Source organism: Avrilella dinanensis (genome assembly GCF_002807015.1).
Lineage (GTDB): Bacteria > Bacteroidota > Bacteroidia > Flavobacteriales > Flavobacteriaceae > Flavobacterium > Flavobacterium dinanensis.
Genome location: NZ_NIPO01000001.1, coordinates 639492 through 663190, shown reverse-complemented (window position 1 = coordinate 663190; position 23699 = coordinate 639492). Strand labels below are relative to the sequence as shown.

Genomic DNA, 23699 nt, shown 5'->3' with positions numbered 1-23699 from the left:
TAAAGTAAAATGTAAAGATACGACTTCTGCCATAGATTCCGGAATTGTTGAAAATTAATTAACATGCTTTTTCAGAAAAAAATATGGAGAAAACCAACGACAAAAAACTATCATTTGTAGCTGATTTCGGCAAAAACATTTAACTTTGTAAAAAACAGTAATTTGATGATAACCTTAGACCCTAAAAAACTATCTTCGGTAGAAAAACAAGCCTATTTACAAGGAGCTGTCGGCCCACGTCCGATAGCTTTTGCGAGTACCATAGACAAAAACGGAAACGCTAATTTATCGCCATTCAGTTTTTTTAATCTGTTTAGTTCTAATCCGCCTATTTTGGTTTTTTCGCCCGCCAGAAGAGTCCGGAACAACACAGTAAAACACACGCTGATTAATGCCGAAGAAACCCGGGAAGTGGTCATTAACGTGGTCAATTATGATATTGTGCAACAAGCCTCACTATCCTCGACAGAATATGCCGACGGTGTAGATGAATTTGTAAAAGCCGGTTTTACCAAATTAAAATCGGAAGTAGTCAAACCTTATCGTGTGGCGGAAAGTCCGGTGCAGTTTGAATGTAAAATAAACGACATTATTGCTCTCGGCACGGAAGGCGGTGCCGGAAATTTGATTATCTGCGAAGTGGTTCGCATACACATCAGTGAAAACATCTTGGACGAAAACGGAAAAATCGACCAGCACAAAATAGATTTGGTGTCCAGAATGGGCGGAAACTGGTATTCCAGAGCCAATCTTGGCATGTTCGAGGTGGAAAAACCACTCAGCACGTTGGGTATTGGTGTGGATAATATACCGGAATATATCAGAAAAAAAACTATATTTGCAGGTAACGATTTCGGCATGTTGGGTAATGTGGAACAACTCCCCGGCGAAGGAGAAATCCGGAAGTTTATTACTGACAATCCGGAAGTTGCAAAAGATATTGAACAGAAAAATATTGAACAATTAGATAAAACCGCTAAACAGCTTTTGGCAGAAAACAAAGTGTTGGACGCGTGGAAAGTGTTGTTGGCACAACAATAAAAATTTTAGATTTATGGAAGTAATTGGAAGAATAAAAGTTATCGGACCAAATCAGGACATCAACCCTACTTTTAGAAAAAGAGAATTGGTTATTACGACAGAAGAGCAATATCCTCAAACATTAATGATTGAGTTTGTACAAGACAGAACCGACTTGTTAAACAATTTCCAAGTAGGACAACCAGTAAAAGTGGGTATTAACTTACGCGGACGCGAATGGGTAAATCCGGAAGGAGAAACGAGATATTTCAACTCTATCCAAGGTTGGAGGATCGAACCATGGCAAGCCCAGCAACCTCAGCCGGGTTACGGACAACCCGCTAATTATGGTGGATATCCGCCACAAGGACAACCCGCCCCCGGGCAACCTAACCAGCAGTTTGGTGGTGGACAACAATTTGCACAAAACACCCAGCAAAACATGCCGAATCCAAATAATCCTTTTCCACCGGCACCAAGCCAGACGAATGAGGAAGAACCAGACGATTTGCCGTTCTAAAAAGATTTTAAATAACAAGGCTGCCTGAAGAATTAAAAATCCGTTTTCAGGTAGTTTTTTCTTTTATGTATTTACTCAACCAAGAAATATATTTCCCGCCATTGCACACCACTCACCCATCAGGCATTATTGCCATTGGCGGAGATTTATCTGTTGAAAGACTGTTGCTGGCTTACCGAAGTGGTATTTTTCCTTGGTTTGAAGACGGAGAACCCATCACTTGGTGGAGTCCGCCAAAAAGAATGGTTTGTTATCCCGACAAATACAAGCCGTCCAAAAGTTTGCGGAATATCCTCAACAGAAATATTTTTGAAGTAAGCTTTAATACCTGTTTTGAACAAGTTATCAGAAACTGTCAAACCACCAAAAGAGAAGGACAAAACGGTACTTGGATTACTGATGATATGGCAGAAGCCTATATTCGGTTGCACAAAATAGGTCATGCCAAATCGGTAGAAGTGTGGCAGAATAATGAGCTAGTTGGCGGACTTTATGGGATTGATTTAGGGAATATTTTTTGTGGCGAAAGTATGTTTTCCAAAGTATCCAATGCCTCAAAAATCGCTTTTCACTACCTGGCTGAAAAAACCAAAAAGGAAAATTACTCCCTCATCGATGGACAGATATATAACGAATACCTGGAACAACTCGGTTTCACTGAAATTGACAGGGAAGATTTCGTCCGTTTTCTGCCAAAGAAAAACAGCAAATAATCCGTTCAACAAGCTGAATATCTACCAAAAATTTAAGGTATCGTTAACATTCGTTTGTGAAAAATGATTAATTTTGTACTAAATAAAAATGAAATAGCATATATCATGAAAAAAAGTGTTTTAACATTGTTCGCAGTAGCTGCTTTGACGCTGACTGCTTGTAACGACAAAAAAGCGGTTGATGCCAACGACGCTTTAGAAACTAACGAAGCAACAGAAACTGCGGTAAAATACAACGTAGATATCGAAAACTCACAAATTGATTGGGCTGGTGGTAAAGTTGCCGGAGGAGGACACACAGGTACAATTGCTTTGGAGCAAGGCGAAGTTTTCGTGGAAGATGGAAAAGTGACCATGGGTAAATTCGTTATCGACATGAAAACCATCACAGTTACTGATTTGACAGAAGATACAGGAAAAGCTGACTTAGAAGCCCACTTAAAAGGAGAATCTGAAGACAAAGCGGATCATTTCTTTAATGTGTCCAAATTTCCGACAGCTACTTTCGAACTGGTTAATGTGAAAGATTCAACAGTTGAAGGAAACCTAACGATGAAAGGTCAAACCAGCTCTATCGAATTCCCGGCTACTGTAACTGTAACGGATAACGACGTGACTATCGCTTCAGACGAATTTGAAATCGACAGAACAAAATGGGGTGTAAACTTCAATTCAGGTTCTGTTTTCCAAGATTTGGCTGGAGATAAAATCATCAAAGATAACATCAAAGTGAAATTCACAGTGAAAGCAACTAAATAAGCCTTTCTAAACAGCTGACTAACAAAACCTTCCTTTTTATTGAGGAAGGTTTTTCGTTTTATTCTCCGATTCGTTTTTAATGATTTTCTTCCAGTTGATATATCCGAATATGGCAACGATGAGTAAAAATGTATATAACACAGCATAGAGATAAAAGTCTTTGTGTATCATCAGCGGGATAGAAATAATATTACTGACCGCCAGAAAAATCCAGTTTTCTATTTTCCGTTTTGCCAAAAGCCACATTCCCGCCCAGGCAAAAGCTGCTACGGCAGAATCCCAAATCGGCACATCTGACTTAGTATAAACGGTAAGAAACAGATAAAACAAGATGAAAGTTCCGACGACAATTCCCCATGATTTAAATCTCTCAGAAGAATCGGAATAAGAAACCGGAACCTCAGCCTTTTGGTTGCCATATTTCCAGAAAATCCAACCATATACGCTCATTACAAGGTAGTATAGCTCTAACGTAAACTCGGCATATAAGTGTGCATTAAACTTCAGATATAAAGCAATCAGCACGCCGGCAATACCAAAAAGATAGTTGTTCACGTTGTTTTTCCGTGCCAGAAGTACCTGAACAGACGAAAACAATACACCCAGCCATTCCAGCCAAGTGATTTTACTTAAAATTTCCTGCATCATATAACATAAAATTAAATGATGAGATGATGCTAAAATCCCTACGCCGGTATTATCCGGATCAGGTGTGGGATTGCTCCCCGGGTATCATCTCAGCCTGTCCAACCAACAAGCACCCCATTTGCCCGACAAAGATAAGAATAAAGAAAAATTAAAAAGGTGAAAATTCACATTATTCTCAGCGAATTAATATCTTTGCGAATAATTACCCAAAATTATGCATACAACAATATTAATCATTGGTGCTTGTGGACAAATAGGTACTGAACTAACCATAAAACTCCGAGAAACATACGGTAACGACAGCGTAATTGCTTCGGATATTCGCAAGGGAACCCACCCGGCTTTTGAATCCGGACCTTTTGAATTGCTGGACGCTATGGACAAAAACGCCATAGAAAAAGTAATTGACCAATACCAGGTTGATGAAGTTTATCTGATGGCAGCTTTACTCTCGGCAACAGCAGAAAAAAATCCGGCATTTGCATGGGATTTGAATATGAATTCATTGTTTCACGTACTGAATCTCGCCAAAGAAGGAAAAATCAAGAAAGTGTTCTGGCCGTCCAGTATTGCGGTTTTTGGTCCGACAACACCGAAACACGATACTCCGCAATATACCGTAATGGAGCCATCGACAGTGTATGGAATTTCCAAACAGGCAGGCGAACGCTGGTGCGAATATTACCACAACAAATTTGGTGTTGATGTACGTTCTATCCGCTATCCGGGATTGATTTCATGGAAAACGCCACCGGGCGGCGGAACGACCGATTATGCCGTGGATATTTATTACAAAGCGGTGGAAAGCAATAAATACACTTGTTTTTTGAGTGAAAACACCGAACTTCCGATGATGTATATGGACGACGCGATTCGGGCAACCATCGGCATCATGCAGGCAGACAAGGAAGATATTAAAATTCGCTCTTCCTATAATCTGTCTGCGATGAACTTCACACCAAAAGACATCGCGGAATCTATCAAAAAAGTGAAACCGGGATTTGAAATTTCTTACGAGCCTGATTTCCGCCAGGAAATTGCAGATTCTTGGCCATCGAGCATTGATGATTCTGAAGCCAGAAAAGACTGGAGCTGGAAACATGAATATGATTTGGAAAAAATGACAAAAGTAATGTTGGAAAACTTGTCAAGATAATATAAACTTCAGCCACAGATTATGATAAATACTTTGTGGCTGATTTGTTTATCTCCTTTTTCTCAAATATTCTTCTTGCTCCAAAAGAATTAACAAACTGTCTTTAGAAATTCCTTTTTCAGCCTCAAATTTTAATACTACAACAGTTGAAGGTTTTGCTATATATTCTTTATTATCCGGACTGATAATTTCCAAAAGTTTGCCCATATTATATTGGTCAGATTCAATGAAATAAATCGTATCATCATCTGCTTTGTAAGAAATGGTTTTACTTCCCGACAAACTTTCAAACATTTTTTCTTTGATTTCCAGCTCGTAATCATCGGTTTTGATATGTGTATCTTCCGTGAAAAACATAAAAAAAGAGCTTATGATGAAAAATGCCGTAAAGTTCCACAAAGCGTGATACATATAGCCCAGCCAAAAATTGAAACGAACCCGAAGATAAGCTATAATAAACCCGCCTGTAAGCTGCGTCAGAATAATAAACGGAGCCAACGCAAAAAAAATCCATTGGGTGTTTGCATAATTACTAATGTGTACCAACCCAAAAACAATTGTGGAACTATACACGAAAAAAGGAAACCAACGTTGCCATTCCTGTTCGGAAAAAATAGATTTCAGCACATATTTTCTTCTCAAACCTAATCTGAAAAAAACTTCTTCAATAAACGGAATCAATAATACCATCAAGAAAAATGTACCTATCGCCGAGAAGGTTGTATCTAAACTTTGTTCCAACGGGACGTATTTATCCAACAGTATTACACAAGGATAATAAACAACCAGCAATAGCAATTCTAAAGCAAAAAGCGTGAAAAACATTTTCCATTTATAGCTTTTCTCGTTTCCGGAATATGGAATGTCTTTGGGTTTTCTGATGAAAGATATAAAATCGGTAACTATTTGTTTCATTAAGTGTAATTTCCGGCAAATATACAAAGTTCCAAACAAACACAATTATGCTGATTTTTACCGATTTTTAACTAACTTTACCCTTTCAAACAAATTTTAAGCAATGAACAACACACTTAAAGTTTCTGTAAACAAAGACCACAATTTTGAATTTACAGAAAAACAGATACTTAATGCAGATGCCGTGAGTCTGGATAAGCACAGTTTTCACGTATTGCATAACAACATTTCCTATCAAGCCAAGGTAGTAAATACCGATTTTATCAACAAAACTTATACGATAGAAATCAACAACAACCGTTACGAAGTGGCGATTACCAATGCTTTGGACGAGTTGATTAAAGAAATGGGATTTGAAGTTGGTAAAGGAAAAGTGGTCAATGAAATCAAAGCACCAATGCCCGGCTTGATTCTGGAAATCAGCGTTTCTGTTGGTCAGGAAGTTAATGAAGGCGATAATTTATTGATCTTAGAAGCTATGAAGATGGAGAATAGTTTCGACTCTCCTCGATCTGGAGTGATAAAATCTATCGCTGTTGAAAAAGGACAAGCAGTGGATAAAGGACAGCTTTTGATTGAGTTTGAGTAATTTTAGAAGAAAGAGAAAAAAAGCAAGAACAAAGATTGTCTCGTTTCTTTCTTCTTGACTCTTTCATCTTTCCTCTTAACCACAATAAATTTAAAATTAAATGAAAAAAATATTAGTTGCAAACCGTGGTGAAATTGCACTACGCGTAATGAAAACAGCAAAGAAAATGGGAATTAAAACCGTTGCTGTTTATTCGGTTGCCGACCGTCAATCGCCTCACGTAAAATTTGCCGATGAAGCAGTTTGTATCGGTGAGGCACCTTCTAATCAATCGTATTTATTAGGTGATAAAATTATTGAAGTATGTAAAGAATTAGGTGTTGATGGGATTCACCCAGGCTACGGATTCTTATCAGAAAATTCCAAATTTGCCGAATTAGCCGAGCAAAACGGTATTACATTCATCGGTCCAAAATCTCACGCTATTGAAGTGATGGGAGATAAATTAGCTGCTAAAGATACAGTTAAGGCTTACGATATTCCTATGGTGCCTGGTTTAGACCACGCCATTACAGATATCGATGAAGCAAAAAAAGTAGCGAAAGAAGTAGGATTTCCAATTTTAATTAAAGCATCTGCTGGTGGTGGTGGAAAAGGAATGCGTGTGGTTGAGAAAGAAGAAGATTTCGAATCTCAAATGCAACGTGCTATTTCTGAAGCGACTTCAGCTTTTGGAGACGGATCGGTTTTTATTGAAAAATTCGTTGCATCTCCACGTCACATCGAAATTCAAGTTATGGCAGATACGCACGGAAATGTAGTGTATTTATTCGAACGTGAATGTTCGGTTCAACGTCGTCACCAAAAAGTAGTAGAAGAAGCGCCTTCGGCTGTTTTAACTCCAGAAATCCGTAAAGCAATGGGTGAAGCGGCTGTAAAAGTGGCTAAATCTTGTGATTACATTGGTGCAGGTACTGTTGAATTCTTATTAGACGAAAATAAAAATTTCTATTTCTTAGAAATGAATACGCGTTTACAAGTAGAGCACCCTGTTACAGAATTAATTACAGGAATCGACTTGGTTGAAATGCAAATTCGCGTAGCTCGTGGCGAAGTGTTACCAATTACTCAAGACGATTTACAAATTAAAGGGCACGCGTTAGAATTACGTGTGTACGCTGAAGATCCATTAAACGATTTCTTGCCTTCGGTAGGTAATTTAGAAACGTACATTTTACCAACTGGTGAAGGTGTTCGTGTAGATAATGGTTTTGAACAAGGTATGGATGTGCCTATTTATTACGACCCAATGTTATCAAAATTGATTACGTATGGTAAAGATCGTAACGAGGCGATTCAATTGATGTTAAAAGCCATTCAAGAATACAAAGTTGAAGGTGTAAGCACTACGTTACCTTTTGGAACGTTTGTTTTTGAACACAATGCCTTTGTCTCAGGAAACTTTGATACCAATTTCGTTAAGAAATTCTATAGCGCAGATATCATCAAAGAAAACCAAGCAAAAGAAGCAGAAGTAGCTGCTTTAGTAGCTTTGAAAAAATATTTAGCAGACCAAAAAGTTTTGAGAGTGCCAACGGAGTTGTAGTTTAAGGTTTAAAGTTATATAAACTGATTACTGAAATCTGACTGCTGACGACTAAAAAACAAAACTATGAATACAAAATTCTTTTCTCAAATTGTTGATTTGCTACAATCGGCAAGGAGTAATGTTGTACGTACCATTAATCAAACAATGGTACTGACATACTTTGAGATTGGAAGAATGATTGTTGAGGAAGAACAAAACGGAAAAGATAGGGCAGTTTATGGGAAAAATCTTTTACAAGATTTATCAAAAGTGCTAACCAAAGAATTCGGACGAGGTTTTTCAGAAACAAACCTAAAACAAATGAGGCAGTTTTATTTAGCGTATTCAATATCCTCAACAGTGTTGAGGATTTCTGAAAAAGGTCAGACACTGTCTGACGAATTGCAAAACGAAAAATCGCAAACAGCGTCTGCGAAATTCAATTTAAGTTGGTCGCACTATTTAAAGTTGATGCGAATTGAAGACGAAAATGAACGCAAATTTTACGAAATAGAAGCAGCAAAGAATAATTGGAGCGTGCGGGAATTAGAACGTCAATATGATTCTGCATTGTACACTCGGTTAGTTTTGAGCAGAGATAAAGATAAAGTAAAGGAGCTTTCCGAAAAAGGTTTAATAATTGAAAAACCAAAAGACGCCATAAAAGATCCTTATATTTTGGAATTTATCGGTTTGCCTGAACAATCGGCATATTCTGAAAATCAATTAGAAGAAGAAATTATCAATAAATTAGAGCACTTTCTGTTAGAATTGGGCAATGGATTTACATTTGTAGCCCGACAAAAACGGATTTCATTCGATGATAAACATTTTTGGATTGATTTGGTTTTCTACAACCGCATATTGAAATCTTTTGTATTGATTGATTTGAAAATCGGCGAGCTGAAGCATCAGGACATTGGACAAATGCAAATGTATGTGAATTATTATGACCGGGAAGTCCGCCTGGAAGACGAAAACAAAACCATTGGCATTGTACTTTGTCAAAACAAAAGTGAAGCCGTTGTGGAATATACTTTGCCCGAAAATAACGAACACATCTTTGCGAGCAGATATAAAACTGTACTTCCAAGTAAGGAAGAATTAAAATCATTAATAAAAGAACAATAAAAACAATGAATACAAAATTCGAAATATTAAATAAAAAATTAGCCGAAGCCCAATTAGGCGGAGGACAAAAGCGTATCGATGCACAACACGGAAAAAAGAAATTAACGGCTCGTGAGCGTATTGAGTATTTCTTTGACGAAGGTTCTTTCGAAGAAATCGGGGCTTTTGTAACACACCGTACCAAAGATTTTGGTTTGGATAAAGAGCATTATTTAGGCGATGGTGTCATTACAGGTTACGGAACAGTAAACGGACGTTTAGTGTATGCTTTCGCTCAGGATTTTACTGTTTTTGGTGGAGCTTTATCTGAAACACACGCAGAAAAAATCTGTAAAGTAATGGATATGGCATTGAAAGTGGGTGCACCAATGATTGGATTAAATGATTCTGGTGGAGCTCGTATTCAAGAAGGCGTTCGTTCGTTAGGTGGATATGCAGACATCTTCTTCCGTAACGTTCAGGCATCGGGAGTTATTCCTCAAATTTCTGCGATTATGGGACCTTGTGCTGGTGGTGCGGTGTATTCGCCTGCGATGACCGATTTCACCATGATGGTTGAAGGTTCTTCTTATATGTTCGTAACAGGTCCAAACGTTGTAAAAACTGTTACAAACGAAACAGTTTCTGCTGAAGAATTAGGAGGAGCATCAACGCATTCTACAAAATCGGGCGTGGCTCATACCACTTCTGCAAACGATGTAGAATGTTTAGAAGACGTAAAACGTTTGTTGAGTTATATTCCGCAAAACAATCAAGAAGTTGTTGAAGATTTACCCTACGAATTACGTGACGAATTACGTGAGCAATTGAATACGATTGTTCCTGATAACGCGAACAAACCTTACGATATGCACGATGTTATCAACAATGTGATTGATGAGGATTCTTTCTATGAAATTCATAAAAACTACGCAGAAAACATCATTGTTGGATTTGCTCGTATCGGCGGAAAATCAGTAGGTATTGTAGCCAACAATCCAATGTTTTTAGCAGGTTGTTTAGATGTAAATTCATCGATAAAATCGGCTCGCTTTGTGCGTTTTTGCGATGCATTCAACATTCCGTTATTAGTATTGGTAGATGTGCCAGGTTTCTTACCAGGAACAGACCAGGAATGGAACGGAATTATTGTTCATGGAGCGAAATTATTGTATGCTTTATCAGAAGCTACGGTTCCAAAAGTTACCGTAATTACACGTAAAGCGTACGGTGGTGCTTACGACGTGATGAATTCAAAACACATTGGTGCCGATATGAACTTTGCTTGGCCTGGTGCGGAAATTGCAGTTATGGGAGCAAAAGGAGCATCAGAAATCATCTTTAAACGAGAAATTGCCGAAGCAGCTGATCCAGCGGCCAAATTAGCCGAGAAAGAAGCCGAATACGCGGAGAAATTCGCTAACCCATACCGTGCAGCTCAACGTGGATTTATTGACGAAGTCATCTTCCCACAAGATACACGCAGAAAATTAATCAAAGCATTCAAAATGTTAGAAAATAAAGAAGTAGCTATGCCTAACCGCAAACACGGAAACATTCCGTTGTAGTCTGTTATTAGAAGTTAGATACTAGATTTTAGATATTAGAACCTGCAAGGTCTGCTTGACCTTGTAGGTTTTTTTGCTTTTTGGGGCATAATACTGAAAAATAGTTGGTAAAAACCTTTGTAAGTCTTATGAATAAAGGGTTAAGTGAAAGTTTATGGAGTTCGTATATATAAAATCAACCGTTAATAAAATAAGAATTATCCGGTATTTATTATCAAATAGTCGATTTTCATTAATTTACACCGTTAATGAGAAAGAGACTGCTCTATTTTGGTTTGGTCAAATTCAGCTTTATTTAAAACACCTTCTATAATAGCTTTTGAATACATTTCGTTAAACTTTTTTTCTCCATAGACCTGCTCAAAGTAATCCTCCTTTTTTTCAATATCCTCCTGCTTATTTTTTATAGCTTTATAAGTAGAAACAAAGTTCTTATGAAGATTTATCCCCTCTTCTGTAGAAACAAAGGAAGTATTACTTAAATTCTCATCAATCCAAAGGGCAAAGGGTTCGTGAACTTTATAATTATATTCAACTTTCAACTTGTCAAAGAAATGTTTACGTGCCTTGACGTGTGACATATATTCTTTTGAAGAATAAAAATCAATAGCTTCTTTTTCAAAATCAGAATAAGTAGGCATTTTTGATTTTTTTTCCAGATCGTTCTTTTTCGGCGATTTTATTGGCTCATAATCCAACGGTAACATATCAGCCACTTTCAACTCGCCAAAATAGCCACTAAAAAAAACTGCTTTTGGGTCTTGCAGATTTCCTTTTGCATCTATATTGATTTTTTGTTGCTGAAAATACAACTGCGATTGTTCCTGCGTATCTTTATTCAGCACAACAAAAGGCACTTCTATTTCTTCATAATCGGTTACTAAATTAGGATCAAAAACTCCGTTGACAACTGATTTTTCTGAATAGACCGGTTTTTTTCGAGTCGGAATTTTCTTTAGATCCAATAAGTAATCCTCTCCTTTTTTCACATCAAAATATTCATCCGAATCAATCGCCAAACCGTTTACAGCAAGAATAAAACTCCCTGTTCCAATTTCATTATTTGCCAACTCGGTGAAAAAAGCCATTGAAGAATTATTATAGGTTTTTTGTCGATTTTTAAGACTTTTCTTGTTGCCGTCGGCTTTGTCACGATATTGCATATATCCAAAAAAATGACTGCTAAAATAGATGTCTGGGTCTAAACTAATCCGATTATATTGTACTTCAAAAGTATCTAAATGAAAAAGAATATCATAGGCTAATTTTTTGTTTTCCACTTTTATAGGTTGATCTGCATACGCATAAAAAGTATTAGAATTTTTATCGAAATAGAATGAAAGCACTTCTTCGTTTAGTATTTTGGTTCGTTTGGCATTTTTGGTGTTTCCGATGAAAAAGTAACGAAAGGCTCGAAGAAATTCTTTTCTCGAAAAGTCAGCCCGATTAATAACTAATTCTTCCAGTTCGTTATCCTCCAACTGTAAACTGATTTGTAAATTGTCTTGGGGTTTGGGATTTTCAACAATATAATATTTATATCCAAAACCGCTAAAAACCAGCAAATTTCTATTATTTTCCGGAATCAGAATAGAAAAACTTCCATCTGATTTTGTAACAGTTTCTATGGTAGAATTATCAAAAAACACAGAAACATCTGCAATAGGACTTCCTTTTTCGTCTGTTACTGTTCCCGATATAGTCTGTGATTGAACCGAAGATGACAATAAAACAACAAAAACAAAATATAAAAACTTCATACAAACCCTTTAAAAGATAATGTAAGTTATATAAAAATATCCAAACAAAAAAACGCTCCGAAATTCGGAGCGTTCTTAGAGCCTCTGGAGGGACTCGAACCCACGACCTGCTGATTACAAATCAGCTGCTCTAGCCAGCTGAGCTACAGAGGCAACAATTTAAAAACTTCAAAACCTTTGAGCCGATAGAGGGACTCGAACCCACGACCTGCTGATTACAAATCAGCTGCTCTAGCCAGCTGAGCTACATCGGCGTTTCAAAATATGGGTGCAAATATAACACAGTTTTTTATTATTGCAACATTTGCACCCAAAAAAATTGACTATGATAATCCGTTAATTCTGTCCACCAACGAATTGGCTGTCGCTTCCAAATCCTTATTGATTTGTTTGTAGTGTGATTTTTTATCATCTACATCTTTCTGATTCACTCTGCTAATCAAAGTGTCGAACTGATTAATCGCATCGTCGATGATTGCGTCAGATTCCGGAGTTGGTTTTCCTCCGTTGGCTATTTCCCAAAAATATACCGCATCAATCAAATCTCCGATTACGAAATTGATGTCTCTTTTTAAGTGTCTTACTTTTGCCATTTTTATAAAAATTTAAATATATACTTCTAATATTTTTGCTCGTCCTTCGAGCTGGTAATTCGTTAATTTTGCGGGAATTAAAATTGTTTCCCCTTGTTTTATATCCATCATTCCGCCTGAATAATGAATGTCGAAATTTCCTTCTGTGCAAATATAAATTCTAAAAGATTCTCCGTTATGTCTTACTGGAAATTCTTTGTCGAGTTCGATATAATTAGTAATGAAATAAGGTGTGTGAGCTACTTCAACCGATGTATCTTTTTGGGGTTCATACGGCAATCTTGGTTCTTTTTTGTTATAATCTATCGCCTCTAATGCCAAATCCACATGCAACTCGCGTTCATTTCCGTCCTTGTCTGTTCTGTCCCAATCATACACCCGATATGTGATATCTGAGGTTTGTTGGATTTCTGCCAGTAATATCCCGCCACCGATAGCGTGAATCGTTCCGGTTTCAATCAGATAGGTTTCCCCATTTTTTACCGGATATTCCTGCAAAATAGTAGGTAGTGTTTTTTTTTGCAGATGCTGCAGATATTCTTCCGCTGAACTATCTTCCTTAAATCCAAGAATTACTCTGGATTCAGGCTCGGCATCTACAATATACCACATTTCCGTTTTGCCGAAAGAATGGTGTCTTTTCTTTGCCAAATCATCATTTGGGTGCAGCTGAATAGACAAATCGGTTTTAGCGTCCAGAAATTTAATCAGTAAGGGAAATTCCTCTCCAAAATGCTGTAAACTTTTATCTCCGACAATATCTTCTGAGTATGTATTGACCAGCTTGTCAAGTTTTTTGCCCTGATAAATCCCGTTTCCGACCACGCTCACATCGCCTTCTACCGTAGATATCTCCCAGCTTTCGCCGATATTATCAGCAAAGATGTCTTTTCCGAGCGATTTCAATTTATTTCCGCCCCATATTCTTTCTTTGAAAATAGGGATAAACTTCATCGGATAGGCATGGAAATGCTTTGATATTTTCGGGTTCTCTGAACTCAAATTACTTTCAATTAAATAAGGGTGCAATTTACGAATTAATCTTTCAATTCAGCCTAATTTTTTACAATCCATTGTATTTTACAAAATTGCGGGCTGTTTCGTACAAAGTTACTTCCAGTTCCAAATCTTCCCGGATTGCTTTTCTGAGTTTGTGCCAGATAACATAAGCGATATGCTCGGCAGTCGGAATGAGGTTGGCAAACTCCGGCACGTCCAGATTAAGATTTTTATGATCAAACGGTTCTTCTACCTCTTTTTCAATAATATCACTCAGCACTTTCATATCCATGACATAACCGGTTTCGGCATCGACTTCGCCGGTTACGGCAACCGTCAATTCATAGTTGTGCCCGTGAAAATTCGGATTGTTGCACTTCCCGAAAACAGTTTCATTCTTTTCATCAGACCAGTCCTTCCGATAGAGCCGGTGTGCAGCGTTAAAATGTGCTTTTCTGCAAACAGTTATTTTCATTTCTTTTGAGCTTCTAAATGATGATAAAATCTGTCAAAAATAATCTTGAACCAAGCGGTATAAATTTCCGGATTTCGTTGTATATCCTCACGGATATCATCAAGATTTTCCCACTTCCAGTCTGCTACTTCATCAAGATTTATGCAGGGTTCGTCGTTGTAATATCCAATCATGACATGGTCAAATTCATGCTCGGTCAGTCCGTTATCAAAAGGTGCTTTGTAGATAAACGAAAAAAGCTCTTTTAGTTCGGTCACAAAACCCATTTCTTCTTCCAACCTTCGTTTTCCGGCAGAAAGGCTGGTTTCCCCCATTCGTTGATGACTGCAACAGGTGTTTGTCCACAACAATGGCGAATGGTATTTATGCCCTGCTCTTTGCTGCAACATCAATTCGTTATTGTCATTGAGAATAAAAACGGAAAAAGCCCGATGAAGCCTCGCCTCTTCGTGTGCCTGCAACTTGTCCATCTGCCCGATAGGTTCGTCATTTTCGTTTACTAAAATTACTTGTTCTTCTGTCACTTTATCTGGTTTAACCATTGTGTTAAACGAGTAAATTTAGTAATAATTTCTGGCATAAAAAAAGCCTTGTTAGTGCAAGGCTTTTTTTAGGTTTTATTTAACGAGTAACTTAAATGTATTGAGTTTTCCTCCGGCATATACCATAATGAGATAATTGCCGGCAGTCGTCACGCTGTGTTCAAAGGTTCGCTGCGTCACAGCATTGAGACGATTTTTTGAAATCAGCTTGCCATTTACCTGATAGATATACACATCAACATCTGTTGATTGATTGAAATTCAAATCGATATGGAATTTTCCGCCAGCTTCAACCGGATTCGGATAAATTTCCATTTTCTCAGAAACTACCCATTCCATTTCGTCAAAAGAGGCAGCATTGGTCACATTGGTCAGCGTGATTAGTCCGTAATCGTTCACAGTTACATTGTCAAAAATCAGATTTCCATCTGCGATTCTGCCTAAATAATCCTGTGATTTTTCAACATCAAGCTCGGTAGAACCGTGATTTATCCTTAAAGCATATATCTTGTTGGTATCAAAATCTTCTATTTGGGTATAATCAAATTTCAACACGATGTTTTTTTCTGAGCCATGATTTTGATAGACATATTGCCGGTCTAAAATCATTTCGTTTTCGTTCTCAACAAACGTCAATTTACCTGCATTATCGCCCAGCAACATATATTCTTCATCAGCAAAATCAGACAAAGAAGTTACTGTCAACACCGGCTGCAATGAGTTAACCGATTGTTTCTGTATCAAACCGAAATCATCAATTCTTGCCAAACCGAAAATGTGTTCATTATAATTTCGGTTCAAACCGATATTCCATACAGGCTCACCATAACGATTCACATAATTGTTTTTTTCCAGTAAAGATATTCCGTATTTTAACGACAAATACGTCTGCACCCGCTGGTGGTCGGCAGACTCAAAGGAAGTGTCGTAATACATCAGCTCATAAATCTGATTTTCAGCGTTTTCCTTTACCGTAAAAAAGCTTTTGCTATCTGTCGGATTGATGTAAGATGATGGCAAATTCAGGCTGTGTTTAAAAATCGCACCTGTTTGCAGTTTTCTCTGCATCAAATCTTTAGTAGGAATTCTCGGGTCGGTTATTCCCGTGTGTAAAGATGCATCGAAACACGCAAAATTGTAGTCCACCAAATCGGTTTTTTCACTGGAAAAAGAGCGGAAAACAACATAGAAATTCGCACTTTCGTCGGTAAAATTATACCATTGATTGGTATCGACTTTTGTCGGCATATAACCGTTCAACCCGGTTTGAGTAGTTCCGCCGGCTGGTTTCAGCCACACTTTCACATTATCCGGATTGTCGTTGTTCTGGGCAAACACCCCGAATGAAATTGCTGTAAAAGCCCCTAAAAAAAGTAATTGTTTTTTCATATCTCACAATTTTGATTTGCATAAAGATACAAAAAAATGTTAATCCTTCAATATTCGCTCCTAAAATTATCTGAAAACAATATCCGTAATCATTTCTTTGCCGAGGGCTTCGTTGAGCTTTTGGATAATCAACTGTTTGCCGTAGCTCAGCTCTTCTCGCAAGACTGCGGAAGTGAGTGACACAAAGAGTGTGTTTCGCCGGAATATTACTTCTCTGGTATAACTTTTCACGCCATTGCCCATTTCGCTGTACCACACATTTTTAACCTCAACAGCATCAACACCTTTATCTAGGTGGTAGCCTTTCAGAAATTTCCCGACAATTTCTTCTGCTGAAGATTCTTCTTTGATTCGCTCGTATGGATTAAATTTTTTACTCATTTACTTCCACATTGAGAGGTTCAAAACGTTTGTATTTATAGGTAATATTCTGGTCGTTTTTAATGGTCAGATTAGTGGAATCTATCGCAACGATTTCTTCCCGCCATTGGGCATATTCCGTACTGCAATCCAAATAAAATTTGTTTTCTTCCTCTACAATTTTAATGTTTTCTTTAAGGTCGTTGGTTAGGTATTTTCCGTCGAATTGTGGCATCATTTTTTGTCTGAATCCTTCGTTATTTTTTAGTTCGATATAATCCACAGAAGTGTTTTGCCCATATATTTTCGCTTGGCTATCAGGCGTTTTCACTTCTTCGATTTCCCAATATCCGTTGATATTTTTTAAATCTTCTGAAGAAATCGGTTGAGAACACGAAGCAATTAAGACTATAAAAATTAATAAGCCAAAAAACTTTTTCATTACTTAAAAAATGAATCTACAAATTCGTATTTATTAAACACTTGTAAATCTTCAATACCTTCTCCTACGCCGATATATTTTACCGGAATCTGGAACTGGTCTGAAATACCAATAACGACACCACCTTTAGCCGTTCCGTCTAATTTTGTCACTGCCAAGGAAGTAACTTCGGTTGCGGCAGTAAATTGTTTGGCTTGTTCAAAAGCATTCTGCCCGGTCGAACCATCGAGAACGAGCAACACATCATGCGGTGCGTCAGGAATTACCTTTTGCATTACCCTTTTGATTTTGGAAAGCTCGTTCATCAGATTGACTTTGTTGTGCAACCGTCCGGCTGTATCGATGATGACCACATCGGCATTTTGTGCCACAGCAGATTGCAAAGTATCAAACGCCACAGATGCGGGGTCGCTGCCCATATTTTGCCTAACGATTGGCACATCAACACGGTCTGCCCAAATCTGCAACTGGTCGATAGCTGCTGCCCGGAAGGTATCTGCCGCACCAAGCACGACTTTTTTCCCCGCTTTTTTAAACTGGTACGCCAGTTTTCCGATGGTTGTTGTTTTCCCAACTCCGTTCACACCTACAACCATAATTACATACGGTTTTTTATCCTGAGGCACAGAGAATTCCGTTTCTTCTCCAGAACTGGTTTCGGAAAGCAATGCCATGATTTCTTCTCGCAATATATCGTTGAGCTCGCTTGTGCCTGTATATTTGTCACGAGCAACTCTTTCTTCTATTTTTTCAATAATTTTCAAAGTGGTGTTTACGCCAACATCTGAGGTAATCAGCACATCTTCAAGGTCGTCCAACACCTCATCGTCCACTTTGGATTTTCCGGCAACAGCCTTTGTCAGCTTTGAAAAGAAAGAGCTTTTGGATTTTTCCAGTCCTTTATCTAAAGTTTCTTTTTTTTCTGATGAAAATAAACGTTTAAAAAAACTCATATTTCAACGGTATTAATTGAGTATAAAGATAATAACTTTTTGTATGATTTTGATAAATAAATAAAAAAAGCTACCACAAATGTGATAGCTTTGTATTTCTTGATTACAAAAGATTATTTTTTGCTCAAATATTCGTCAACTAATTCAGGTGCCATAACTGACTCAACGAAAGTATATGATCCTGTTTTTGGTGATTTTACCATTTTAATCGCTTTAGTCAAGCGTTTTGACCCTGTTTGTAATGATGCTACCGACTTCTTTGCCATGACTAATAATTATTTAATTTCTTTATGAACTGTTACTCTCTTTAGGATTGGGTTAAATTTTTTGATTTCCAATCTGTCCGGAGTATTTTTTTTGTTTTTGGTTGTAATGTATCGAGATGTCCCGGGAAGTCCTGACTCCTTGTGCTCAGTACATTCCAAAATTACCTGAATTCTGTTTCCTTTCTTGGCCATTGTTTATGATTTTTAATTGTTCGGGAAAAATTATTTCATCAATCCTTTAGCCTTAGCACTTTTCAGGGTTGCCTCAAGACCTTTTTTATTGATTGTTTTTAATGCAGATGTTGACACTTTCAAAGTCACCCATCTATCTTCCTCAGCAATGTAGAAACGTTTCTTGATTAAATTAACCGAAAATTTTCTTTTGGTTTTATTCATCGCGTGAGAAACGTTGTTGCCAACCATCGCTTTCTTTCCTGTAATTTGACAAACTCTAGACATTATTCCTTACGTTTTATTCGTTTAAATTTCAAATGAGTGTGCAAAGTAACGAAAACTTTTTCTGTTACACAAAATTTATTTGTTGTTTTTTTTAGATTGGTATCTGTTAGGTAGTTTTCAGTAAGCAAGCTAACTTTAAACCTGAAACTAAATTAGCTGTTAGCCTTTAGCGATTAGCTTTTAGCAGTCAGAACTTGAAACACACAATCCCTTCAGGTTTCTTCTATCAACCTACATCTAACATCTGACAACAAATTCAGCAATTAGCTTTTAGCATTCTGTAAAGCAAAAACCAAACTTGCTGCACCGCCGACTCGATTACCCGGCTTCGCGGTTGTGAAAACCGGAAAGTAAATGTTTCTGTTTTAGTCGCTGTGGCAATTCCGATACAAACCGTCCCGACTTCCTTGTCCGAATCACCTTTTAACGGTCCGGCATTGCCTGTTGTGGAAATTGCTATATCACTTTGATACAAAGCACGAACGCCTTCTGCCATTTCTTTTGCAACCTGTTCGCTCACCACACTATATTTATCAATCGTATGTTGTTGAACCTTCAAAACTTTCACTTTAGACTCGGTGGCATAAGTAACCGCACTTCCTTTATAATAAGCCGAAGAGCCTCCCAAAGAAGTCAATTGTTGTGCAATGCTTCCGCCTGTGCAACTTTCTGCTGTAGCAATAGTTAAATTCTGCTCCTTTAACAAGCGGGAGACTTCCTCCAGAAGTGATTCGGTATTGGAAATTCCGGCGTAAAAATCAGGAATCAGTGTTTCCAGCTCTTTTATCTTTTGGTGCATTTGGTCTTCTATCTGTTTTGAGTCATTGCCGGTTTTGCTCAAACGCAACCGAACCACGCCAAAATGTGGCAAATAGGACAATTTTATCCCTAATGTTTCCAAACTGTTTTCCCAATCTTCAATGGTTTCTGCCAGCAAGCTTTCGCCGATTCCATACGTTAGAACGGTGGTGTGCATGATAGCGTCCAACCGGAAAGTTTCTTTAATATAAGGTATTAATTCTTCGGTTATCAGGTATCGCATTTCAAACGGCACACCGGGCAATGACACAAAAGTCGTTTGCCCTTTTTGCATCAGCATTCCGGGTGCTGTACCGACTTTGTTAAAAAGAATCTGGCATTTTGAAGGCACAAACGCCTGTTGTCGATTGACTTCGGTAATCGGACGCTGATAATAATCTTCAATCAATTTTTTAACATGCACATACACTTCATCGTTCAACACCAATTCATCATCAAAGTACCGGGCAAAAGTTTTTTTGGTCACATCGTCTTTTGTCGGACCTAATCCACCAGTAAAAACAACCAAATCGGCTTTGTTTTGATAACGTTTCATGCTTTCCGAAATCGCCTCAACGGTATCTGCAATCGCTACTTTTTCCTTTACAGTACAACCAATTCGTTCGAGCTCTTTCCCAATAAAAACGCTGTTGGTATCCACCACCTGACCAATCAGCAATTCATCTCCAATGGTTATAATTACTGCTTTCATTACAATGCTTTTATGTCAAAAACTTTTTTGTCTTCCAGAAAACCTTCGAGTTTATCGCCAGAATTTATTTTTCCCACTCCGGCAGGCGTTCCGGTAAAAATCATGTCGCCGGTTTTCAACGTGAAATAGGTCGAAATATAAGCAATCAATTCGTCCGTTTTCCACAACATATCTTTGGTATTCCCAGATTGCACCACTTGCTGATTGCATTGTAATGTGAAAGATAAATTTTGCAAATCATAATTTTCTTTCGGGAAAAAATCACTTACCACCGCCGAATTATCAAAGGCTTTGGCTTTTTCCCAGGGCAATCCTTTTTCCTTCAGATATTGCTGGGTATCTCTTGCTGTAAAATCTATCCCTAAAGCGATTTTGTCATAATATTTGTGAGCGAACTCAGGCTGAATATGCTTACCTGTTTTATTGATTTTGACAACGATTTCAGCTTCATACTGCACATTATCAGAAAATTCAGGTATCGGAAAAGGCATTTCCGTATTCATCAAAGCCGTATCGGGCTTCATAAACAGCACCGGATTTTGAGGTTTTTCGTTATTGAGTTCATTGATATGGTCAGAATAATTTCTGCCTACACAGATTATTTTCATGGATTAGTTTTTTATCAGGCAATTATTTATTCTTCTTCGGGTTTTGTCTTGTATCAAAAACCCGAACAACATAAATGGCTTTATTTCCTTTTCGGTAGGTTATTTTATAGTATCCTTCCACAAGCTTACGGTATTCATATTTCAAATGAACAAAATCTTCATCTATAGAACCTATACTTGTAAAGTTTGTATCAGTATTTTCAAATATTTCTATCCGTTGAAAAATAGCAGAGATGATTTCTTTGGATTTACATTCGCCATAAAGCTGGTTATTAAACCGCTTTATTTTTTGCATGTCTTTTAAGGCTCTTGAAGTTAATTCAACTTTCATAAGCTCTTTTTATTTATCCATAATCTCTCTCGCCTCTTTCAAACTGTAGGTGTGACCCTTCTCTATATCTTCTTCAGCTTCGGCAATCATTTTGTCTTTCTGTTTTTGCGACATATATGCCTTTGCCATTTCATAAAACATTTTTATGAATTTATCATCGCCTTCATCAATATAATTATGCAACTCCTGTTTTAATTCAATAGTGCTCATAATTCCCTCTTTTTTAATTACTCAAAGATACAATTTTTCGACAATCAAAATTTATTATTCAATTTTCTTAACTTAATTCCAGTCAATACTTTTTTGGTATAAAGCGGAAAATCAGCGTTTTGTATCCAGCCGAAATAACCGGCATCTTGTTCCAATATTTCCTCTACGAGTTTTCCTTTGTATTTTCCGAAAGTGAAAACCTCTTGATTGTCTTTGTTCAGGGCGATGAATCCGGCAAAATCGGCAGTTTTTTTGCGGGTAGTGAATGCCGACAACGCTTTGATGTCATTTTCCAGATCCGGATAACGGTCGAGTTGAGCTTTCAACACTTCATAGGTTGCGGTAGTGTCGGCCTCGGCAGAGTGAGCATTTTCGAGTGATTTATCGCAATAAAAGCGATAAGCTGCCGACAGCGTTCTTTGTTCTTTTTTATGAAAAATCGTTTGCACATCAACCGATTCTTTGTTTTTCATATCAAAATCAATTCCTGCCCGAAGCATCTCTTCTGCCAGCAAAGGAATGTCGAATCGGTCGGAATTGTAGCCTGCCAAATCGGCATCTTTGATGATTTGATAAACTTGTGGTGCGAGTTCGGCAAAAGTAGGTTCGTTCGCCACTTTTTCGTCTGTAATCCCGTGAATGGCTGAGGTCGATACCGGAATCGGAATGGTTGGATTTACCAGCCATCTCCTGCTTTCTTCATTTCCGTTGGGATAAACTTTCAGGATGGCTATTTCTACAATTCTGTCTTTGGTTATGTCTGTCCCAGTGGTTTCTAAATCAAAAAAACAGATGGGACGGCTCAATTTTAATTCCATGTAACTAAATATTTTCTACAAAGATACAAGTTTGTTTTGGGATGAAAGACCGACTTTTGTGTTCTTATCCGTAAATTTGTCAAAAAAATAAATGGACGAATTAATCAAATTAATCTGGGATTTCAGAGGTCCTGTGGCTTTAAAAACTGCTGAGCACCACGAAATTCACCTGAAAGAATTTATTGCCATCGAGAAATTACCCATTAGTATTACGGGATTCGAAGCGCTTAATCCGCATCATGCCATTGCATATATGGTGGTTACACGACCGCAAATGATGCAGGTACGCGACCAATTGAAACCGCATCGGGGCGAGTTATATGAAAACACAAAGGACTAACATTTATCAGTTTCTCTCAGGAAACGTGATTCTTTTAAACGCTTGATCCAAAGCTGCCGGAAATGATTTGTTGCGATTTTTCAATCGGCTGTTTCCTTCTGATTGTGTAATTATTTGTCCGTGACAATCCTTTAACGCAAGGATAACCGTGGTGCTTAACCAGCCGCTGCCTTTGTCCAGTTCACAAATCACTGCCTTGCAAGGATTCTGCTTTACTTCATCCGGAATGCCATCTTCTAAGAAATAAACTTTGTAACCTCTTTTTTCAAGTCGGCTTTTGAGGGTTGAGTTGAGGCGGTACTCGTTTTCCTCGTCCTGAAATTCATACTTTTTATTTACTTGGATATAAGTTGCATCAGACAAAGTTTGTCCAAAAAAAGTCAATGAAAATAGTACTGTGAATAGGGTAAATATGGTTTTCATTACAATATGTTTTTAATTTGTTCCAAGTGGTAAATTTCGGTAAATTTCTTCGGATTGGCTTTCTTTTTTTCGTTAAAATATACTGCTGACAAACCTGCCTTGAGCGCACCCTCGATATCTGCCTCTGGATTATCTCCAATCATCACACTTTGGTCGGCTTGGGTATTAGCCGATTTTAAAGCAAATTCGAATATTTGCGGATAAGGTTTTTTCACGCCTGCCCGCTCCGATGTGGTCATGGTCTTGAAATAAGGCTTTAAGAGAGAAACCTCGAGCTTTTGTTGCTGAATCTCCTCAGGTCCATTGGTGATAAGATGCAAATTGTACTTAGGCTGTAAATACGTTAGCACTTCAAATGTACCAGGAAAAACTTGCCCTTTTTTACATAGATTTTCCATGAAAAAATCTGACACACCGTTTATGATTTCATCAGTAACACTAACGCCCAACACATCGAAAGATTCTTTGAGTCGGCCGTAACGCAAAGCTTCTCGACTTACTTTGTTGTGGGTGAGTTGTTGCCAATAACGGTCATTTATGGGCGAGAAAATCTCCATAAAATTGGCTTGTTCTGGCACATTAAACAAGCGAAACGCCTCATCAAAAGTTGCTTTGGCATTGGCATCAAAATCATATAGTGTATGATCTAAATCGAAAAATATATCGGTAATTTTTTTATTGTTGTTCATTTTGTC

The 23699-nt window shown here is 37.7% G+C and carries 31 protein-coding genes, 2 tRNA genes and 1 riboswitch; of the genes, 10 read left to right on the top strand and 23 right to left on the bottom strand.

Annotated features, from left to right (window positions below):
- The first annotated feature begins 165 nt into the window (after positions 1–165).
- The 4 genes from CDL10_RS03265 to CDL10_RS03250 all read left to right on the top strand — a co-directional run bounded on the left by CDL10_RS03265 (position 166) and on the right by CDL10_RS03250 (position 3012).
- On the top strand, positions 166–1041 hold the full coding sequence (locus CDL10_RS03265) for a flavin reductase family protein (RefSeq protein ID WP_100677215.1): 876 nt from the start codon (positions 166–168) through the stop codon (positions 1039–1041).
- A gap of 13 nt (positions 1042–1054) precedes the next feature.
- Positions 1055–1540, top strand: a complete 486-nt coding sequence (locus tag CDL10_RS03260; protein WP_100677214.1) for a DUF3127 domain-containing protein — start codon at positions 1055–1057, stop codon at positions 1538–1540.
- 65 nt (positions 1541–1605) lie between these two features.
- Positions 1606–2253: a leucyl/phenylalanyl-tRNA--protein transferase gene (aat, locus tag CDL10_RS03255; protein WP_100677213.1), complete on the top strand. Its 648-nt coding sequence runs from the start codon at positions 1606–1608 to the stop codon at positions 2251–2253.
- A gap of 105 nt (positions 2254–2358) precedes the next feature.
- A complete protein-coding gene (locus CDL10_RS03250; RefSeq protein ID WP_100677212.1) occupies positions 2359–3012 on the top strand; it encodes a YceI family protein in 654 nt (217 codons plus the stop codon).
- 36 nt (positions 3013–3048) lie between these two features.
- Here CDL10_RS03250 and pnuC read toward each other — a convergent pair whose 3' ends face one another.
- Positions 3049–3660, bottom strand: a complete 612-nt coding sequence (pnuC, locus tag CDL10_RS03245; protein ID WP_100677211.1) for a nicotinamide riboside transporter PnuC — start codon at positions 3658–3660, stop codon at positions 3049–3051.
- Between the two features lie 18 nt (positions 3661–3678).
- A riboswitch (TPP riboswitch) is annotated at positions 3679–3787 on the bottom strand.
- Positions 3788–3874: 87 nt separating this feature from the next.
- On the opposite strand from pnuC, the gene CDL10_RS03240 reads away from it, so the two are divergent.
- Positions 3875–4816: an NAD-dependent epimerase/dehydratase family protein gene (locus CDL10_RS03240; protein WP_100677210.1), complete on the top strand. Its 942-nt coding sequence runs from the start codon at positions 3875–3877 to the stop codon at positions 4814–4816.
- Positions 4817–4864: 48 nt separating this feature from the next.
- Here CDL10_RS03240 and CDL10_RS03235 read toward each other — a convergent pair whose 3' ends face one another.
- Complete coding sequence (locus CDL10_RS03235) at positions 4865–5731, bottom strand: CPBP family intramembrane glutamic endopeptidase (protein WP_100677209.1); 867 nt, start codon at positions 5729–5731, stop codon at positions 4865–4867.
- Between the two features lie 103 nt (positions 5732–5834).
- On the opposite strand from CDL10_RS03235, the gene CDL10_RS03230 reads away from it, so the two are divergent.
- The 4 genes from CDL10_RS03230 (at position 5835) to CDL10_RS03215 (ending at position 10526) form a co-directional block, all read left to right on the top strand.
- Entirely contained in the window at positions 5835–6320 is a 486-nt protein-coding gene (locus CDL10_RS03230; protein WP_100677208.1) for an acetyl-CoA carboxylase biotin carboxyl carrier protein subunit, read from the top strand.
- A 100-nt stretch (positions 6321–6420) separates the two neighbouring features.
- On the top strand, positions 6421–7866 hold the full coding sequence (gene accC / locus CDL10_RS03225; RefSeq protein ID WP_100677207.1) for an acetyl-CoA carboxylase biotin carboxylase subunit: 1446 nt from the start codon (positions 6421–6423) through the stop codon (positions 7864–7866).
- A 66-nt stretch (positions 7867–7932) separates the two neighbouring features.
- A complete protein-coding gene (locus tag CDL10_RS03220; protein ID WP_100677206.1) occupies positions 7933–8979 on the top strand; it encodes a PDDEXK nuclease domain-containing protein in 1047 nt (348 codons plus the stop codon).
- A 5-nt stretch (positions 8980–8984) separates the two neighbouring features.
- Entirely contained in the window at positions 8985–10526 is a 1542-nt protein-coding gene (locus tag CDL10_RS03215) for an acyl-CoA carboxylase subunit beta (RefSeq protein WP_100677205.1), read from the top strand.
- 245 nt (positions 10527–10771) lie between these two features.
- Here CDL10_RS03215 and CDL10_RS03210 read toward each other — a convergent pair whose 3' ends face one another.
- From CDL10_RS03210 to CDL10_RS03120, 19 genes are all read right to left on the bottom strand, one after another.
- Positions 10772–12286: a carboxypeptidase-like regulatory domain-containing protein gene (locus CDL10_RS03210; protein ID WP_100677204.1), complete on the bottom strand. Its 1515-nt coding sequence runs from the start codon at positions 12284–12286 to the stop codon at positions 10772–10774.
- Between the two features lie 79 nt (positions 12287–12365).
- Positions 12366–12439, bottom strand: a tRNA-Thr gene (locus CDL10_RS03205).
- 27 nt (positions 12440–12466) lie between these two features.
- Positions 12467–12540 (bottom strand) — tRNA-Thr (locus CDL10_RS03200).
- Between the two features lie 69 nt (positions 12541–12609).
- Positions 12610–12879, bottom strand: a complete 270-nt coding sequence (locus CDL10_RS03195; protein WP_100677203.1) for a hypothetical protein — start codon at positions 12877–12879, stop codon at positions 12610–12612.
- Positions 12880–12891: 12 nt separating this feature from the next.
- Positions 12892–13833, bottom strand: a complete 942-nt coding sequence (locus CDL10_RS03190; RefSeq protein ID WP_100678618.1) for a type I phosphomannose isomerase catalytic subunit — start codon at positions 13831–13833, stop codon at positions 12892–12894.
- 109 nt (positions 13834–13942) lie between these two features.
- Complete coding sequence (locus tag CDL10_RS03185) at positions 13943–14353, bottom strand: 6-pyruvoyl trahydropterin synthase family protein (protein ID WP_100677202.1); 411 nt, start codon at positions 14351–14353, stop codon at positions 13943–13945.
- Positions 14350–14877, bottom strand: a complete 528-nt coding sequence (gene idi, locus CDL10_RS03180; RefSeq protein ID WP_100678617.1) for an isopentenyl-diphosphate Delta-isomerase — start codon at positions 14875–14877, stop codon at positions 14350–14352. The genes CDL10_RS03185 and idi overlap by 4 nt, the downstream gene beginning before the upstream one ends.
- A gap of 93 nt (positions 14878–14970) precedes the next feature.
- Positions 14971–16284 (bottom strand): T9SS type A sorting domain-containing protein, encoded by a 1314-nt coding sequence (locus tag CDL10_RS03175; protein WP_100677201.1) that lies wholly within the window; start codon positions 16282–16284, stop codon positions 14971–14973.
- A gap of 66 nt (positions 16285–16350) precedes the next feature.
- The gene (locus tag CDL10_RS03170) at positions 16351–16665 is read right to left on the bottom strand and encodes a DUF721 domain-containing protein (RefSeq protein ID WP_100677200.1); all 315 of its coding nucleotides are present in this window, start codon (positions 16663–16665) and stop codon (positions 16351–16353) included.
- Entirely contained in the window at positions 16658–17086 is a 429-nt protein-coding gene (locus CDL10_RS03165) for a hypothetical protein (RefSeq protein ID WP_100677199.1), read from the bottom strand. Before CDL10_RS03165 ends, CDL10_RS03170 begins: the two co-directional genes overlap by 8 nt.
- Positions 17086–18039: a signal recognition particle-docking protein FtsY gene (gene ftsY / locus CDL10_RS03160; RefSeq protein WP_100677198.1), complete on the bottom strand. Its 954-nt coding sequence runs from the start codon at positions 18037–18039 to the stop codon at positions 17086–17088. Before ftsY ends, CDL10_RS03165 begins: the two co-directional genes overlap by 1 nt.
- Before the next feature lie 113 nt (positions 18040–18152).
- Positions 18153–18305, bottom strand: coding sequence for a DUF4295 domain-containing protein (locus CDL10_RS03155; protein ID WP_100677197.1), 153 nt, complete (start codon positions 18303–18305; stop codon positions 18153–18155).
- 9 nt (positions 18306–18314) lie between these two features.
- Complete coding sequence (rpmG, locus tag CDL10_RS03150) at positions 18315–18497, bottom strand: 50S ribosomal protein L33 (RefSeq protein ID WP_100677196.1); 183 nt, start codon at positions 18495–18497, stop codon at positions 18315–18317.
- A 30-nt stretch (positions 18498–18527) separates the two neighbouring features.
- Complete coding sequence (gene rpmB / locus CDL10_RS03145; RefSeq protein ID WP_100677195.1) at positions 18528–18764, bottom strand: 50S ribosomal protein L28; 237 nt, start codon at positions 18762–18764, stop codon at positions 18528–18530.
- A 256-nt stretch (positions 18765–19020) separates the two neighbouring features.
- The gene (locus CDL10_RS03140) at positions 19021–20274 is read right to left on the bottom strand and encodes a CinA family nicotinamide mononucleotide deamidase-related protein (protein ID WP_100677194.1); all 1254 of its coding nucleotides are present in this window, start codon (positions 20272–20274) and stop codon (positions 19021–19023) included.
- Entirely contained in the window at positions 20274–20882 is a 609-nt protein-coding gene (locus tag CDL10_RS03135) for a fumarylacetoacetate hydrolase family protein (RefSeq protein WP_100677193.1), read from the bottom strand. Before CDL10_RS03135 ends, CDL10_RS03140 begins: the two co-directional genes overlap by 1 nt.
- 22 nt (positions 20883–20904) lie before the next feature.
- Positions 20905–21213 carry a type II toxin-antitoxin system RelE/ParE family toxin gene (locus CDL10_RS03130; RefSeq protein ID WP_100677192.1) on the bottom strand — a complete coding sequence of 103 codons (309 nt, stop codon included), beginning with the start codon at positions 21211–21213 and terminating at the stop codon, positions 20905–20907.
- A gap of 9 nt (positions 21214–21222) precedes the next feature.
- A complete protein-coding gene (locus CDL10_RS03125) occupies positions 21223–21423 on the bottom strand; it encodes a hypothetical protein (protein ID WP_100677191.1) in 201 nt (66 codons plus the stop codon).
- Between the two features lie 44 nt (positions 21424–21467).
- Complete coding sequence (locus CDL10_RS03120) at positions 21468–22241, bottom strand: 3'-5' exonuclease (RefSeq protein ID WP_100677190.1); 774 nt, start codon at positions 22239–22241, stop codon at positions 21468–21470.
- A gap of 91 nt (positions 22242–22332) precedes the next feature.
- Between CDL10_RS03120 and CDL10_RS03115 the strand changes: the two genes are divergently transcribed.
- Positions 22333–22581, top strand: coding sequence for a hypothetical protein (locus CDL10_RS03115; protein ID WP_100677189.1), 249 nt, complete (start codon positions 22333–22335; stop codon positions 22579–22581).
- 6 nt (positions 22582–22587) lie between these two features.
- Here CDL10_RS03115 and CDL10_RS03110 read toward each other — a convergent pair whose 3' ends face one another.
- A complete protein-coding gene (locus CDL10_RS03110) occupies positions 22588–23004 on the bottom strand; it encodes a hypothetical protein (RefSeq protein WP_100677188.1) in 417 nt (138 codons plus the stop codon).
- Positions 23004–23693, bottom strand: coding sequence for a YjjG family noncanonical pyrimidine nucleotidase (locus tag CDL10_RS03105; RefSeq protein WP_100677187.1), 690 nt, complete (start codon positions 23691–23693; stop codon positions 23004–23006). Before CDL10_RS03105 ends, CDL10_RS03110 begins: the two co-directional genes overlap by 1 nt.
- Positions 23694–23699 lie beyond the last annotated feature (6 nt).